This is a genomic window from Sphaerisporangium sp. NPDC004334 (genome assembly GCF_053602655.1).
On record NZ_JBSGDZ010000012.1, the window covers coordinates 82,371 to 97,686 of the forward strand.

The window sequence follows — 15,316 nt, forward strand, 5'->3', positions numbered from 1 at the left end:
TAGCTGGGTAAAGCCGGGTAACGTCGGTGCTATGACGACGCCCAAAATCCTCGCGATCGTGCTGGCCGGTGGCGAGGGGAAGCGGCTGATGCCGCTCACGGCCGACCGGGCCAAGCCGGCGGTGCCCTTCGGAGGGATCTACCGGCTGGTCGACTTCGTACTGTCGAACCTGACGAACGGTGGCTACCTCAAGATCGTCGTCCTGACCCAGTACAAGAGCCACAGCCTCGACCGCCACGTCACCCGCACCTGGCGCATGTCGACGATGCTCGGCAACTACGTCACCCCGGTGCCCGCACAGCAGCGGCTCGGGCCCCGCTGGTTCGCCGGTTCGGCGGACGCGCTGTTCCAGAACCTGAATCTGATCTACGACGAGCTGCCCGAGCACTGCATCGTCTTCGGGGCCGACCACATCTACCGCATGGACCCGCGGCAGATGGTGGAGCAGCACATCGACTCGGGCGCCGACGTCACGGTCGCCGCCATCCGCCAGCCACTGGCGCTCGCCGACCAGTTCGGGGTGATCGAGACCGACCCCGCCGGGCACCGGATCGTGGCCTTCCGTGAGAAGCCCACCGACGCCATCGGCCTGCCGGACGCCCCCGACCAGGTCTACGCCTCCATGGGCAACTACATCTTCAAGACCCAGGCGATGATCGACGCGCTCAGGGAGGACGCCCTCGACCCGAGCAGCAAGCACGACCTGGGCGGCAACATCATCCCCATGTTCGTCAAGTCCGGCGGCGCCGAGGTCTACGACTTCGCCCACAACACCGTCCCGGGCTCCACCGAGCGCGACCGCGGCTACTGGCGGGACGTCGGAACCCTGGACGCCTACTACGATGCGCACATGGACCTGGTGTCGGTGCACCCGGTGTTCAACCTCTACAACGACCGCTGGCCGATCTACACCGGGCACGACCCGCTGCCGCCGGCCAAGTTCGTCCACAACGACGGCGACCGCGTCGGGCACGCCATCGACTCGCTGGTCTCGCCGGGCGTGATCGTCTCAGGCGCCACCGCCGTGCGCTCGATCCTGTCGCCGGGCGTGGTGCTGCACTCCCACTCCCTGGTGGAGGACTCGGTGCTCATGGGGAGCGTCAAGGTCGGCCGGGGGGCGATCGTTCGCCGGGCCATCATCGACAAGAACGTGGTGATCCCCGACGGCGCCCGCATCGGCCTGGATCTGGAGTTCGACCGCTCCCGCTTCGCGGTGACGCGGGAGGGCGTGGTGGTGATCGGCAAGAACGAGGTGGTCGAGCGCTGATCCGCGCGCGGTGCGCCGGACCGGGGAAGGCGCGTCGCCTACGGCCGGGGTGCGGCGTACGGGGCGTCCGGTGTGTCCCGATATCTTGCCTATGGCGAGTGATTTCATGGCAGCGCGTGAGCGGGCCATCGCACCATATAGGTAGGGCGGAGACATGACCGGACGCGGCCCCGACGACATGGGCGACGACGAGCAGCTGACCGAGATCGAGGAGTGGACCGACAACCTCCCCATCGGTCACGAGATCGTGGGCGACGATCCGGCCGACCGGGACGGCATCTCGCGCCGGTTGTGGCAGGAGGCCCCCGAACGCGCCCATGTGCCGCGCGAGGAGTACCGCTTCGTGGCGCCGGACGAGGGCGCCCACTCCGACGAGGAGTCCGAGGAGTACGCCTCGGAGGTCGGCGCGGACGGCGGCGACTTCTCCGCCGAGGAACGCGCCATGCACATCGAACGCGACTGAGCGGCCGCTACGGGGACGCGATGGGGCCCGAGGAGGCTGTGACGGGGCGCGGGCCGAGGGGGCTTGCGACGGGCGCGAGGGGCCCGAGGGGCTTGCGACGGGAGGGCGGCCCCGTCGGTCACGGGGCTGACGGCGGGAGCCGGTGCGCTTCACGGCTCTTTTCGTCGTCATATTTTTCCGCTTATATCGTGCGATCGGCGTCCGGGCCGCCATATTCGCGGCGGTGGAACCGGGTCGCCGGCGGTGATTCTGCGGTACCGGCCGGGTAAGGCCTTTCGGGGTGCCGAGTCGCGGTCATTCTCTCCCGGGGCTTTCGGCGGGGCGATCGTCTTTCTGTCGTGAATTCGGTCGCCGGTCAGTCCCAGGTGGTTCCGGCGGTGCGGGAGTAACCGTCCCACGTGGTGCCCGCGGTGCGCGAGGCGGCGTCCCAGGTGGTGCCGGCGGAACGGGTGGCGGTGGCGGCGGAGAAAGCGGTGGAGGTCATTTGGTTCTCTCTTTTCTCGAGGGCTTTTCGTTTTGTCCTTGCACGAACAACTCTCCGGCATTCACGGCTCCCGGGCCAGACGATTCGGCGGCAGCAAGCTGCACGGCCGTGACCGCTTCCTGCCATCGGGCGGCGCGCGTGCCGGCCGGGCCGCCGGCGCTCCTGACGGGAGCCGCCGGCGAGGAGGCCGGACGCGGGCGCGCCGAGGGAACGCGCTGGCGCGGAGGGGGTGGCGCGGGGAGGGGGAAGGCGTCTCGGGCGACGGGGCCACGGGCTGCGGGGCGGAGCGGGGAGCCGCTCGCGTCGCCGGGGGTCGCATCCGGTCGGCCGGGCCGAGGGGAATTCCCATATCCGGTGCCGGCCGGGTTCTCTCTGATTTTCCCGCCGTCGTCGCGGACCGATGGTCCGTTCGTACTGGCAGGGTGTTTCTTCTCTGTGTCGTCGGCGGGCGGTGCCGCCGGTCGTTTCTGTCGGGATGGGTTTCTCAGCGGGATGTCAACGGACGGGACGTGTTATCCGGGCGGTGTACATCGTCAGTCCCAGGTGGTTCCGGCGGTGCGGGAGTAACCGTCCCAGGTGGTGCCCGCGGTGCGCGAGGCGGCGTCCCAGGTGGTGCCGGCGGAACGGGTCGCGGTGGCGGCGGAGAAAGCGGTGGAGGTCATTTCTTTTACTCTTTTCCGGAGTGTTTTCGTTTTGTCCTTGCACGAACAACTCTCCGACATTCATGCCCCCCGGACCAGACGATTCGGCGGCAGCAAGCTGCACGCCCGTGGCCGTTTCCTGCCACCTCTCCACCGCCAGGTCCCGGACGATCTGCCGGATCGGTGCGATTCGGGCGTCCGGCCGCGCTACAGTCCCCGGGTGCTGAGATCACGCTCGCTCTGGCGGCTGACGGCGGCGGAACGCCAGGTGTGGGAGGCGTATCCCTCCGGGGCATGGGTCGATCTGCGCACCGGCGACCCCGCCCGCGACGACCCGGCCTGTGGTGGCGCGTGGGGGCCCGAGCGCACCGTGCGGGCCGGACTGGTGACCGCCCTGATGCTCGGCGCCCGTCCCGCCAAGCCCGGCCAGGTGGCCGGGCTGCGGCTCGCCGGGGCTCGCATCACCGGGATGCTCAACCTGTCCGACGCGACGCTCACCAGCAAGCTCCACCTGCTGAACTGCCACCTGTCCGGCACGGTGTCCCTGACCGACGCCACCACCAAGGGCATGCGCTTCCGCGGCTGCGACATCCACCGCATCCGCGCCGCCCGCTGCACGGTGGACGGCCTGCTGGAATTGGACTCCTCCACCGTCCACGCCGGGGTGCGGCTGGACAACGCCCACGTCACCGGCCAGCTCCGGCTGGCGCGGGCCCGCCTGATGGCCCCCGACCTCGACCAGAGCGGCCCGCAGAGCCACCGGCCCTCCGAGAGCTACCTGGAGGACGTCCGCCGGCCGTTCAGCGACGCCGAGAAGCGGGAGCGGGGCTGGGACCAGAACCACTGGGCGCTGTGGGCCGGCGGGCTGACCGTGGAAGGCGGCGCCTTCTGCCGCGACATCCGCACCGTCGGCGGCCTGCGGCTCATCGGCGCCAAGTTCAACAGCGGCCTGTACCTCCAGCGCGCCGTGATCAAGGGGACCGGCGGCCACGCCGTCTACGCCGACCACATGCAGGCCAGCAGTGTGGAGTTCAGCGCGGGCTTCACCGCCGAGGGCACCGTGCGGCTGCGCGGCGCCCGGGTGACCGGGGTGCTGTCGTTCGACCAGTCCGTGGTGAGCGCGCAGGGCCGCGCGCTGCACCTGAGCCACATGCAGGTCGACGAGCTGATCCTGACGCCGGCCTCGATGGAGGGTGAGGTCAACCTCGGCTACTCGCGCGTGGGCGTCCTGCTCGACCATCCCCGGGCCTATCCCGGCCACGTGCACCTGAACGGGTTCGCCTACGAGTCGCTGCGCGGAGAGGCCCGGCTGGCCGACCGGCTGACCTGGGTGAGCCGCGACCCGGGCGGCTACCGGCCGCAGCCGTACGAGCACCTGGCCGCCTGGTACCGCAGGATCGGCCACGAGCAGGAGGCGCGCCGGGTGCTGCTGGCCAAGCAGCGGGCGCGCCGCTCGACGATCGGCCTCACCGGGCGCCTGGCCGGGCTGCTGCTGGACCTGATCGTCGGGTACGGGTACCGGCCGTGGCTGGCCGGGGTGTGGTTCGCCGTCCTGCTGGCCGCCGGCACCGCGGTCTTCGCCACCCATCCGCCCTCCCAGGTCGGCCTGGACGAGCGGCGGGTGTTCCACCCCTTCCCCTACACCCTGGACCTGCTGGTGCCGGTGAGCGTCTTCGAGCTGCGCGGCGCCTGGGAGCCGGTGGGCTGGACGCAGTGGCTGGCCAACATCCTGATCGCCTCGGGGTGGATCCTCGCCACGGCGCTGATCGCCGGCGGCACCCGCGTCCTACGCCCGTCCAATCCCTGACCGGGGCTCGCGACCGTCCTGGACGGCCTGTCCGGGGACGCCGGGCCGCACGGACGTCCCCGCCTTCCGGGGCGCCGGGGCGGCGGCGGGGGCGTCCTCGACGCGCAGGCGCGGCATCGCCTGGGGGTGGTTCTCGCGGATGTAGGCGACCAGGTGCTCGCGGACGTCGCACTTGAGGTCCCACACGCTCGGCGCGTCGGAGGCGCTCATGAGCGCGCGCAGTTCCACCAGGCCGTTGGCCTGGACGTCGGTCACCTGGAGGGTCCAGTCCTTCTGGTCCCACAGCGGGTGCTCGCGCAGGCACCGGTACAGCTCGGCCCGCAGCTCGTCGACGGGCACCGTCCAGTCGACGTAGAACATGACGTGCCCGACGACGCGGCTCTCGTAGCGGGTCCAGTTCTCGAACGGCGTGGAGGTGAAGTAGGACACCGGCAGGATCAGCCGGCGCTCGTCCCACAGCCGCACGACGACGTAGGTCAGGGTCAGCTCCTCGATGCGGCCCCACTCTCCGTCCACGACCACGGCGTCGTCGAGCCTGATGGCGTCGCTGAAGGCGAGCTGCAGTCCGGCGATCAGGTTGCTGAGCGTGGACTGGGCGGCGATGCCGGCCACCACGCCGGCGATGCCCGCCGAGGCCAGGAGACCGGCGCCGAGCGCGCGGACGGCGGGGAAGCTGAACAGCATCGCCCCGGCGGAGACGACGATGATGACCGCGGCCGCCACCCGGCGGACCAGGGTGATCTGCGTGCGGATGCGGCGGGCCCTGCGGTTGCCGATGCCCTCGACGCCGTTGAGCCTGGCCAGCACCACGTCGGTCACCGCGTAGGCGGCCTGGATGACCAGCCAGGCCACGCAGGCGATCAGCAGGACGGTGACGGTCTGCTGCACCGCGAACTCGAACGACCTGCCGGACATCCCCGGCGCGTAGACCGTGTTGAACGCGACCACGGCGGCGGTGGCGAAGCCCGGCCACGTGCACCGCTCGACGACCGGCCCGGCCAGGGAGAAGCGGCCGTTGACCCTGTGCGACCGCAGCACGCGGCGCAGTAGCTCGACGGCGACGAGCGCCGCCAGGACGACGACGACCAGGACGATCCAGTTCACTGCCGATGACACGGGCGGCATCCCCTTCTCCGGTTTCCCCCACTGTCGCACCGGCCGGGCGCCGGCGGACCGGTCCGGCGCCCTCGGCTTTCACCAGGGCCCGGACCGGCTCCGGCGATCCTTAACCAGACTTTGACCCGGAAACCACCCGCAACGGGGTGATAAACCTCACACGAGGTCCCGCCGCACGGTGACACGGCGCTCCGGGAGCCGTCAGAACACCTCGTCCAGGCTCACGGTGCCCTCCACCGCCACCTGGTAGGCCGACACCCTGCGCTCGAAGAAGTTGGCCAGCTCCTGCACGTCCTGGAACTCCATGAACGCGAACGGGTTGGCCGTCCCGTACCGCTCCGGCAGGCCGAGCCGCGCCAGCCGGCGGTCGGCGACGTACTCCAGGTACTCGCGCATCCGCTCCGCGCTCATCCCCGCCAGGCCGTCGCCGCACAGGTCGCGGGCGAAGGCCAGCTCGGCGGCCACCGCCTCCTCGATCATCCGGGTCACCTGGGCGCCGAGCTCGTCGTCGAACAGGTCCGGCTCCTCCGCGCGCACCGTGTCGACCACCGAGAAGGCGAACTCCATGTGCATGGACTCGTCGCGGAACACCCAGTTGGTCCCGGTGGCCAGCCCGCCGAGCAGGCCCCGCGAGCGCAGCCAGTACACGTAGGCGAAGGCGCCGTAGAAGAACAGCCCCTCGATGCAGGCGGCGAAGCAGATGAGGTTGAGCAGGAACGCCCGCCGGTCCCGCCGGGTCGACAGGCGCTGGAGCGCGTTGATCGAGTCGATCCAGCGGAAGCAGAACTCGGCCTTGTCGCGGATGGAGGGGATGTGCTCGACGGCGGCGAACGCCTTGGCCCGCTCGTCGTGGTCGGGCAGGTAGGTGTCCAGCAGCGTCAGGTAGAACTGGACGTGCACGGCCTCCTCGAACAGCTGCCGCGACAGGTAGAGCCGGGCCTCGGGCGCGTTGAGGTGCTGGTACAGGTTGAGCACCAGGTTGTTGGCCACGATCGAGTCGCCGGTGGCGAAGAACGCCACCAGCCGGTTGATCAGATGACGCTCGCCCGCGCTCAGCTCGGCCAGGTCGGCCAGGTCGGACTGCAGGTCCACCTCCTCGACCGTCCAGGTGTTGCGGATGGCGGTCCGGTAGCGCTCGTAGAACTCGGGGTAGCGCATCGGGCGCAGGGTCAGGTCCATGCCGGGGTCGAGCAGCATCACTGGCAGGCCTCGCAGATCTCGGGGTTCTCAAGGGAGCAGGCGACGGCGTCCTGGTCGAGCGCCTGAACGGGCCCGGACGCGGGTAGGGACGCGGGTGGGAACGCCGGCGCGCCGGGGCGCGGGGCCGCGGCGGGCGCCTGGGCGGCGACGGTGGCCTGCGCGATCCGGGTGGCCGGGCGCGAGCGCAGGTAGTAGGTCGTCTTCAGCCCGGCCCGCCAGGCGTAGGCGTACATCGAGGAGAGCTTGCCGATGGTGGGAGCGGCCATGAACAGGTTCAGCGACTGCGACTGGTCGATGTACGGCTGGCGCGCGGCGGCCAGGTCGATCAGCGCCTTCTGCGGCAGCTCCCAGGCCGTGCGGTACAGCCGCCTGAGGTCCTCGGGGATCTGCGCGATCTCCTGCACCGACCCGTCGGCGCGCTTGACGGCGTCCCTCATCTCGGGCGTCCACAGCCCGCGCTGCCGCAGGTCGCGCACCAGATAGCGGTTGACCTGCAGGAACTCCCCGGACAGCGTCTCGCGTTTGAACACGTTGGACACCTGCGGCTCGACGCACTCGTAGCAGCCCGCGATCGAGGCGATCGTCGCCGTGGGCGCCACGGCCAGCAGCAGCGAGTTGCGCAGGCCCGTCTCGGCGATCCTCGCGCGCAGCGCCTCCCACTCCTGCGGGTGGGCCGGGGTCGCCTGCGGGAAGTGGTCCAGGTGCAGCACTCCCCCGGCGGCGCGGGTGTCGGCGTAGGACGGGTGCGCGCCGTGGCCGGCGGCCAGGGCGGCCGAGGCGCCGTAGGCGGCCAGGGCCATCTCCTCGGCGATCCGGGTGGACAGCGCCAGCGCCTCGGGCGAGTCGAACGGCAGGCGGGCCGCGAAGAACACATCGGCCAGGCCCATCACGCCGAGGCCGATCGGGCGCCAGCGGCGGTTGGCCGCCTCCGCCTCGGGCGTCGGGTAGAACCCCCGGTCGATGGACCTGTCCAGGAAGCGCACCGCCGTCGCCACCGTCGCCCGCAGCCGCGCCCAGTCGACCTCGCCGTCCACCAGGTGGGCGGCCAGGTTGACCGAGCCGAGGTTGCACACCGCGGTCTCGGCGTCGCTGGTGACCTCCAGGATCTCGGTGCACAGGTTGGACAGGTGGATGACGTTCTGCGGGTGCGCGGTCTGGTTGGAGGCCCGGTTGGCGGCGTCCTTGAAGGTCATCCAGCCGTTGCCCGTCTGGGCGAGCGTGCGCATCATGCGGCCGTACAGCGTGCGGGCCGGCAGCTGACGCACGTGCCGGCCGGCGGCCTCGGCCGCCCGGTAGGCGCGGTCGAACTCCTCGCCCCACAGGTCGACCAGCTCGGGGACGTCCTTGGGGTCGAACAGCGACCAGGTGCCGTCGGCCTCGACGCGGCGCATGAACTCGTCGGGGATCCAGTTGGCCAGGTTGAGGTTGTGGGTGCGGCGGGCGTCCTCGCCGGTGTTGTCGCGCAGTTCGAGGAACTCCTCGACGTCGGCGTGCCACGGCTCCAGGTAGACGCAGGCCGCGCCCTTGCGCCGGCCGCCCTGGTTGACCGCCGCGACGCTGGCGTCCAGCGTCCGCAGCCACGGCACGATGCCGTTGGAGTGCCCGTTCGTGCCCCGGATCAGCGAGCCGCGCGACCGGACGCGGGTCCAGGAGATGCCGATGCCGCCGGCGTACTTCGACAGCCGCGCCACCTGCCCGTACCGCTCGTAGATGGCCTCCAGCTCATCGCGCGGGGAGTCGAGCAGGAAGCACGACGACAGCTGCGGGCGCCGGGCGCCGGAGTTGAACAGTGTCGGCGAGCTGGGCAGGTACGACAGCGTCGAGATCAGCCGGTACAGCTCGCCCGCCTCGGCGACGCTGTCGGCCAGGCCGCACGCCACGCGCAGGAAGAAGTGCTGCGGCGCCTCCAGCACGCCGCGGGTGACCGGGTGGCGCAGCAGGTAGCGGTCGTAGACGGTGCGCAGCCCGAAGTACTCGAACCGGGCGTCCCCCTCGGGGTCGACGAGCGCGTCCAGCTCGGCGGCGTTGGCGCGCACGAACTCCGCGAGGGCGTCCTGCACCAGGCCGGCCTCGTGCGTGGCGGCGACCGACTGCGAGAACGACCGCACGCCGTGCGCGGCGGTCTCCTCGGCGATCTCCTCGGCCAGCAGACGCGCCGCGACCCGGGAGTTGGCCGGGTCGGCGATGACCCGCGCGGCCGCCTCCTCGATGGCCAGGCGCCGGTCCGCCGCCCGCCGCCCGCCTCCGCCACCGTCGTCCTCCCGCGAGTGGGACGGCGGCAAATCGCGTGTCAGGGTCACGTGCTCTCTCCTCGTGCGCTCGAATCCCCGTACGAGGGCACGCGGCGGCGCACGTCCGGTGAGCGGCACCCTGCGGGCACGCCGGACGACCCCGTCACGCGGCCCACCCTCGAGGCCTGGACGACTCCAGCGTCACCGGCAGGTCTTCGGGCTCGCGGGCGCCTGGCACATGCCTACCAGCCGTCGCTTCCCAGGCCGCCGACTATCGCGGCCCAGTGCTCACATGACGGCTTTCGTTCCCGCTCACCGCTGCGGGGCAGCCCCGGAATCGCACCGGGTTCCCTCTCACGTCACCCCAGGGGGCGAACCAGCGACGATCAGGATCCTACATCTAGTGGCCCCGAGCGCAACCACCCCCACAAGTTGTGTACATGCCGCCTCAGACGCGCAGGCCGAGTTCGCCGAGAGCGCGGCCGAGGCGGGCGGCCTCGACGCGCAGCCACTGCCGGAAGTCCTCCCCCTCCAGGTACAGCGGCGTCCAGCCATTGCGGGCGCACAGCTCCCTCCAGCGCGGGGAGCCGGCCAGGTCGCGGCACATTCCGGTCAGCGCGGCCCGGTCGTCCTCGGGCAGGCCGCCCGGCCCGATCAGCCCGCGCCAGTTGGCGCAGTTCACGTGCGTGTCGCACTCAAGCAGCGTCGGCGCCTCCACGCCGGGGATGCGGTCGGGCGATGAGACGGCGAGCGCGCGCAGCCCACCGGCTCGCAGGGCCGCGCGCACGCCGTTGTGGCCGGCCAGGACCGCCCCCACCTCGCCCTTGGCCAGCGCGGCGACCGCCTCGCCGCTGGTGGGGTAGGCGACGTAGCGCAGCAGGCGCGCGTCCACGCCGAGGCTCTGCGCCAGCATGCCGAACAGCACGTGGTCCACCCCGCCCTCGGCGCGGCCGCCCAGCGCGAGCCTGCCCGGGTCGCGGCGCATGATGTCGGCGAACGCGCCGAAGGTGGCCAGATGGGAGCCGTCCAGAACCACCAGGGCCTCCCACTCGCCGCACAGCCGGGCCAGCGGCGTGGTGCCCGCGAACGCGGTCGCCTGCCGCGCCGCGCCGACCGTGCCGACCAGTTCGGGGTCGGCCAGCAGCACCTGCCTCGGGTGCGGCGCGCGCCCGAACTCCGTCAGCGCCGTGTACTGCGGCCTGTTCACCACCCGCAGCTCTCGCACCAGGGTGTCGCGTTCCGCGACCGTCTTGAGCGCCCGCGCGACGCGATCGGCTTCACCGCCGGACGGGCCGGGTACCACGACCGGCAGGGTCACCGATCCGAGCTTGCGCGAGCCGGAGGGGTCCGCGCATCCCGCCGCCAGCGCCACGAGGCCGGCACCGAGCGCGAGCACCTGCCGACGACGCATACTTCACGCCCTTTCCCCCGTTATTGAACTAAATGCCCATTTCCGGCTCCGCACACACGCCCGCCTCCCCCAGCGGGCCATCCACCGCGAACCCCCTCTGGACGCCGCGTCGGCGCCCGGGTCGTCACGATCCCCCGTACGGGGGACGAGGTTCCCGTCCCGGGGGGAGTCGGCGGCCCGGCGGGCCGATGGAACGTGGGAACGCGCGAGTCCGCGCACCCCACCCACGTCCCCCAAGGGAGCGACCGTGTCCCCCGCACCGACCACCCCGCCCAGCATCCCCGCAGACCCGCCGAGAACCCCCGCAGACCCGCCGAGAACCCCGCCCGGCCCCGCGAACGCGGGTGGGTGGATCGGGTACGCCGCCGCGGCGTGGGCCGCCACCTACGGCGTCGTGGCGCTGTTCTGGACGATGACGGGGACGGGGTATCCGTTCGGGGGCCCGGCCTCGGGGGGAGACGCGCCCGTCATGCGAGTAATCCCCGCCGAGATCGCCGCACCGGTCTTCGCCGGTGTGCTGCTCGCGACCGCGGTCGCGGCGCTCGCCATGGCCGGGCGCCACGCCGTGCGCCCGCGCGGGGTGCCGCGCGCGGCACTGCTGACCTTCGGCTACGCCGTCGCCCTCTCCCTGATGGTCCTGGTCCCCGGCGCCGACCTGCTCGCCCTCACCGGATACGCCCCCATGCTGATCCTCGGCGCGCCCTTCGGCCGGCCGAAGGGCATCGACTACTCGACCGTGTTCGACTGGTCGCTGCTGAACCAGGCATGGTCCCTGGCCGGCGGATTCCTCGTGGGCGCCGCCGTCCTGTCCTGGCAGCGCCGCGGCCGGGGCGCCTGCGGCCGGTGCGGCCGCGACGGCGACGTGCCCGCCGCCGCCCGCGCGCGCACCGCCGCCTGGGCGCGCCGCGCCACCGCCGCCGCCGTCGTGATCCCGCTGCTCTACTCGGTCAGCCGCCTCGCCTGGCTGGCGGGCATCCCCCTCGGCATCGACCGGGCGATGCTGCGCGGCCTGCACGAGAGCGGCGGCGTGTGGGCGGGCGCGGGCCTGGCGACCTTCGCGGTCGTCGGTGCGGTGCTCACCCTCGGGCTCGTCCAGCGCTGGGGCGAGGTCTTCCCGCGCTGGATGCCCGGGATCGCCGGGCGCCGCGTCCCGGTCCCGCTCGCCGTGATACCGGCGGCCTACGTCTCCCCCGTGGTGTTCGCGGCGGGGCTGGGCATCGTCACCTCGCCCGCGATGTGGCACCTCACCGGCTACAGCGTGGTCCTGGTGATGACGCACGCGCTGTGGCCGCTGTGGGGCGTCGCGCTGGCGGTCGCCACCTACGGCTACCACCTGCGGCGGCGGACGGCGTGCCGCTCCTGCGGGCGGAAGGGCTGAGCGGCCGTGCCGGTCATCTCCGACGACGCGCTCGCCGCGTGGACCCGCCGGTCGCTCGCCGGCGTCGACGAGCTGCTGCGCTCCACGCTGCGTAACCCGCGCGATCCCTTCCTCACCACCGTGGCCACGCACCTGCTGAACGCCGGCGGCAAGCGCCTGCGCCCGACCGTCGCCCTGCTGGCCGCGCGGTTCGGCGACCCCGGCCACCCCCACGTGGTGCGCGCCGCGGCGGCCGTGGAACTCATGCACGTGGCCTCGCTGTACCACGACGACGTCATGGACGAGGCTCCGGTCCGCCGCGGCGCGCCCAGCGTCAACGCGCGGTGGGGCAACCGCGTGGCCATCCTGGCCGGTGACTACCTGGTGGCCAAGGCGGGCGAACTCGCCGCGCCGCTCGGCGCCGCCGCCCTGGAGACGCAGGCCCGCATGCTGACCCGGCTGGTCACCGGCCAGCTCCGCGAGACGGTCGGGGCCGGTCGCGGCGACGACCCGGAGCGGTACTACATGAGCGTGATCGCCGACAAGACGGCCGCCCTGTTCGCGCTCGCGGCAGGACTCGGGGCGCGCGCGTCCGGAGCGACCGACCAGGCGGCCGGCGCGCTGGAAGCCTACGGGGAGGCGCTGGGCATCGCGTTCCAGCTCTCCGACGACCTGCTCGACCTGTCCGAGCCGACGGCGCGGGCCGGCAAGCCGTCGAACGCCGACCTGCGCCAGGGCGTGGCCACCCTGCCCCTCCTGCGCGCCCTCGCCTCCCGCCGCTCCCGCGGGCGGGACCGCGCCCTGGAGACGCGGGGAACCGGCAGGCGCGCCTCCGGCATGCCGGAAACCGGCGGGCACACCGCCGGAGCACCGGAAACACGCGAGAAAGCCGACTCGGCGCTGCTGCGGCGTCAGCGGCGAGACTCGGCGCGGTTGCGGAGGATGTTCGCCTTCGGACGGCTCACCGGCGGCCGGGACGTCGCGCAGGCCGCCGAGCTGCTGCGGCGCTCGCCCGGTTTCGCGCAGGCGCACGCGGAGGCCCGGCGCCACGCCGACGACGCCCGCCGGGCGCTGGAGCCGCTGCCGCCCGGCCCCGCCTGCGACGCCCTGCGCGACCTCTGCGACCACGTCGTCTCCCGCTGCGCTCCCCCGGCCTCCTGACGCCGCCTCCCTCGACACCGCCACCCTCGACACCGCCTCCCTCGACACCGGCCCGCGGTACCGAGCACGCCCGGCACCCGGCGCCATGAGCCCCATCCCGGCATGCCGGCGAGGTCACCGTCCGACCGGTATCCCTCCGGCGTGCCGGGCGCCGCCGGCCACGGGCCCGGCACGCCCGGCGTCCTCACGGGGCCGGCGGGGCGATGAAGCCGGACTCGTAGGCGGCGATGACGGCCTGCGTGCGGTCGCGGGCCCCGAGCTTGGCCAGCACGTTGCCGACGTGGGTCTTGACCGTCTCGGCCCCGACCACCAGCCGGGCGGCGATCTCGGCGTTGGACAGGCCGGTGGCCATCAGCCGCAGCACCTCCTCCTCCCGCTCGGTGAGCCGGGCCCGCCGGAGCCGGTCGGCGGCCGGCCCGCCCGCGGCGCCGCGGCCGCGCGCGCCGGCCATGCGCCGGATCGCCGCCGGGAACACCAGCGACTCCCCCCGCGCGACCAGCCGGACGGCCTCCACGACCTCGGCCGGGCGGGTGCGCTTGAGCACGAACCCGCTGGCCCCGGCCCGCAGGGCGTCGTACACGTGGTCGTCGTTCTCGAAGGTGGTGATGACCAGGACGCGCGGCGGGGTGCCGGACGCGGCGAGCAGCCGGCGAGTGGCCTCGATGCCGTCGATGGCGGGCATGCGCACGTCCATGAGGAGCACGTCCGGCCGGGTGCGGGCGACCATCGCCATGACCTCGGCCCCGTCGGCGGCCTCGCCCACCACCTCCAGGTCGGGCTGCGCCCCGATGATCACCCGCAGGCCGACCCGGACGAGCTCCTCGTCGTCGACGATGCCCACCCGGATGGTCACGCGCCCTCCCCCTCCTCCACCGCGCCGGCCGTCCCCTCGCCGGGACGTCTCGGCTCCCCGCCCGCCGGTCGTCGTACCGCTTTCCGGCCCTGCTCCGCCGGGAGCCGGACCGAGACCTGCCAGCGGCCGGACTCCTCGCCCGCCGTCATGGCGCCGCCGAGCAGGGTGACGCGCTCGCGGATGCCCGCGAGCCCTCTGCCACCCGCCTCCCGCGCGCGCCGCCCGGTGACGGGATTGGACACCTCGATCGCCAGCGTGCGGCCGTCGGCGGCGACGCGCAGCGTCACGGGGACCGGGCCCGCGTGCCGGAGCGCGTTGGTCAGGCATTCCTGGACGATGCGGTACCCCTCCCGCGACACCGGCTCGGGCAGGCCGGCCAGCGAGCCCTCGACCCGCGTGCTGACCGCCGCGCCGGTGCCCCGCGAATGGGCGAGCAGGCCGTCGAGATCCGCCATCCCCGGCCACGACGGCGGCTCGGGCTCGCGCAGCATGCCGAGGACGCGGTCGAGGTCCTCGGTGGCGGCGCGCCCGGTCTCCTCGATCGCGATCAGGGCCTGCCGCGCGAAGGCCGGATCGGTGTCCAGCAGGTGGAGCGCGGCACTGGCCTGCAGCATCGTCACGGTCAGCGCGTGCCCGATGGAGTCGTGCAACTCGCGGGCCAGCCGGTTGCGCTCGGCGAGCCTCGCAGCCCGCTCCTCCAGCGCGGCGATGCGCTCGGCCGCCGACGGCCCGAGCAGGACGGGCGCCATGACCGCCGCCAGCGCCCCGAGCCCGGCCACGGCGTACACGACGCCCACCAGCAGGGCGACGCCGACCGGCAGGAGCAGGCCGCCGCCCTGCTCCTCCAGCGGCCCGAGCCATGGCGGGTCCACCGTGCCGCCGGCCGCGCCCGCCCACCGCACGACGAGGATCACCCCCGTCACCAGGGGGATCAGGATCAACGCCCCGACGAGCCCGCCCACGGCGAGGTGGACGGCGAACCACAGCGCCGCCCGCGACCGGGTCTCCCAGGCCGCTCGCCCCCGCTCGGCCGTCTCGGGCGGATCGGGCAGATCGACGCCCAGCAGCGAACGCGCGGCGACGATCTCGAGCGCCCTGGTGCCGCGCAGGAACGGCGGCACCACGCCGATCGCGACCGTCAGCGCGAGCACGAGCGCCAGCACAACGCGCGGCACCTGGCCGACGGCGAAGGTCTGCGCGAGCATGCCCGCGACCAGCAGGTACGGCAACAGCAGCACCCCGCCGAGCAGCAGATGCACCGCCCGCCGATAGGTCCCCCCACTGACCAGCGGCCTCACCGCCGCCCGCACCCGCACCCCGCCATT

The 15,316-nt window shown here is 73.2% G+C and carries 13 protein-coding genes and 1 riboswitch; of the genes, 5 read left to right on the top strand and 8 right to left on the bottom strand.

Translation table 11 applies throughout. The features are described 5' to 3' along the window. The first annotated feature begins 31 nt into the window (after positions 1–31). Positions 32–1,267 (top strand): glucose-1-phosphate adenylyltransferase, encoded by a 1,236-nt coding sequence (gene glgC, locus ACWEN6_RS17200; RefSeq protein WP_452571066.1) that lies wholly within the window; start codon positions 32–34, stop codon positions 1,265–1,267. Between the two features lie 154 nt (positions 1,268–1,421). Further along, the gene (locus tag ACWEN6_RS17205; RefSeq protein WP_452571067.1) at positions 1,422–1,730 is read left to right on the top strand and encodes a DUF5709 domain-containing protein; all 309 of its coding nucleotides are present in this window, start codon (positions 1,422–1,424) and stop codon (positions 1,728–1,730) included. 355 nt (positions 1,731–2,085) lie between these two features. Here the strand turns inward: ACWEN6_RS17205 and ACWEN6_RS17210 are convergent, their stop codons facing one another. Next, on the bottom strand, positions 2,086–2,214 hold the full coding sequence (locus ACWEN6_RS17210; protein WP_354849000.1) for a hypothetical protein: 129 nt from the start codon (positions 2,212–2,214) through the stop codon (positions 2,086–2,088). 533 nt (positions 2,215–2,747) lie between these two features. Further along, a complete protein-coding gene (locus ACWEN6_RS17215) occupies positions 2,748–2,876 on the bottom strand; it encodes a hypothetical protein (protein WP_354849000.1) in 129 nt (42 codons plus the stop codon). A gap of 199 nt (positions 2,877–3,075) precedes the next feature. Here ACWEN6_RS17215 and ACWEN6_RS17220 point away from each other — a divergent pair, with 199 nt between their 5' ends. Continuing rightward, complete coding sequence (locus ACWEN6_RS17220) at positions 3,076–4,662, top strand: pentapeptide repeat-containing protein (protein WP_452571068.1); 1,587 nt, start codon at positions 3,076–3,078, stop codon at positions 4,660–4,662. Here the strand turns inward: ACWEN6_RS17220 and ACWEN6_RS17225 are convergent. From ACWEN6_RS17225 to ACWEN6_RS17240, 4 genes are all read right to left on the bottom strand, one after another. Continuing rightward, on the bottom strand, positions 4,642–5,778 hold the full coding sequence (locus ACWEN6_RS17225) for a mechanosensitive ion channel family protein (RefSeq protein WP_452571069.1): 1,137 nt from the start codon (positions 5,776–5,778) through the stop codon (positions 4,642–4,644). The genes ACWEN6_RS17220 and ACWEN6_RS17225 overlap by 21 nt on opposite strands. 201 nt (positions 5,779–5,979) lie before the next feature. Then, positions 5,980–6,975, bottom strand: a complete 996-nt coding sequence (locus ACWEN6_RS17230) for a ribonucleotide-diphosphate reductase subunit beta (RefSeq protein WP_452571070.1) — start codon at positions 6,973–6,975, stop codon at positions 5,980–5,982. Then, on the bottom strand, positions 6,975–9,278 hold the full coding sequence (locus ACWEN6_RS17235; protein ID WP_452571071.1) for a ribonucleoside-diphosphate reductase subunit alpha: 2,304 nt from the start codon (positions 9,276–9,278) through the stop codon (positions 6,975–6,977). Before ACWEN6_RS17235 ends, ACWEN6_RS17230 begins: the two co-directional genes overlap by 1 nt. Before the next feature lie 120 nt (positions 9,279–9,398). Further along, a riboswitch (cobalamin riboswitch) is annotated at positions 9,399–9,605 on the bottom strand. A 52-nt stretch (positions 9,606–9,657) separates the two neighbouring features. Then, positions 9,658–10,620: a Bug family tripartite tricarboxylate transporter substrate binding protein gene (locus tag ACWEN6_RS17240; protein WP_452571072.1), complete on the bottom strand. Its 963-nt coding sequence runs from the start codon at positions 10,618–10,620 to the stop codon at positions 9,658–9,660. 247 nt (positions 10,621–10,867) lie between these two features. On the opposite strand from ACWEN6_RS17240, the gene ACWEN6_RS17245 reads away from it, so the two are divergent. Together ACWEN6_RS17245 and ACWEN6_RS17250 are read left to right on the top strand one after the other, a co-directional pair. Next, a complete protein-coding gene (locus tag ACWEN6_RS17245) occupies positions 10,868–11,998 on the top strand; it encodes a hypothetical protein (RefSeq protein WP_452571073.1) in 1,131 nt (376 codons plus the stop codon). Between the two features lie 6 nt (positions 11,999–12,004). Next, positions 12,005–13,138, top strand: a complete 1,134-nt coding sequence (locus ACWEN6_RS17250; RefSeq protein ID WP_452571074.1) for a polyprenyl synthetase family protein — start codon at positions 12,005–12,007, stop codon at positions 13,136–13,138. A 184-nt stretch (positions 13,139–13,322) separates the two neighbouring features. On the opposite strand, the gene ACWEN6_RS17255 is transcribed toward ACWEN6_RS17250, so the two are convergent. Next, a complete protein-coding gene (locus tag ACWEN6_RS17255; protein ID WP_452571075.1) occupies positions 13,323–13,991 on the bottom strand; it encodes a response regulator in 669 nt (222 codons plus the stop codon). Continuing rightward, the gene (locus ACWEN6_RS17260; RefSeq protein WP_452571076.1) at positions 13,988–15,307 is read right to left on the bottom strand and encodes a sensor histidine kinase; all 1,320 of its coding nucleotides are present in this window, start codon (positions 15,305–15,307) and stop codon (positions 13,988–13,990) included. Before ACWEN6_RS17260 ends, ACWEN6_RS17255 begins: the two co-directional genes overlap by 4 nt. Positions 15,308–15,316 lie beyond the last annotated feature (9 nt).

What these genes read in the sequence shown, in the direction of transcription:
- glgC (WP_452571066.1), top strand. Translation starts at nt 32, where the DNA reads ATGACGACGCCCAAAATCCTCGCGATCGTGCTGGCCGGTGGCGAGGGG.
- ACWEN6_RS17205 (WP_452571067.1), top strand. Translation starts at nt 1,422, where the DNA reads ATGACCGGACGCGGCCCCGACGACATGGGCGACGACGAGCAGCTGACC.
- ACWEN6_RS17210 (WP_354849000.1), bottom strand. Translation starts at nt 2,214, where the DNA reads ATGACCTCCACCGCTTTCTCCGCCGCCACCGCCACCCGTTCCGCCGGC.
- ACWEN6_RS17215 (WP_354849000.1), bottom strand. Translation starts at nt 2,876, where the DNA reads ATGACCTCCACCGCTTTCTCCGCCGCCACCGCGACCCGTTCCGCCGGC.
- ACWEN6_RS17230 (WP_452571070.1), bottom strand. Translation starts at nt 6,975, where the DNA reads ATGCTGCTCGACCCCGGCATGGACCTGACCCTGCGCCCGATGCGCTAC.
- ACWEN6_RS17240 (WP_452571072.1), bottom strand. Translation starts at nt 10,620, where the DNA reads ATGCGTCGTCGGCAGGTGCTCGCGCTCGGTGCCGGCCTCGTGGCGCTG.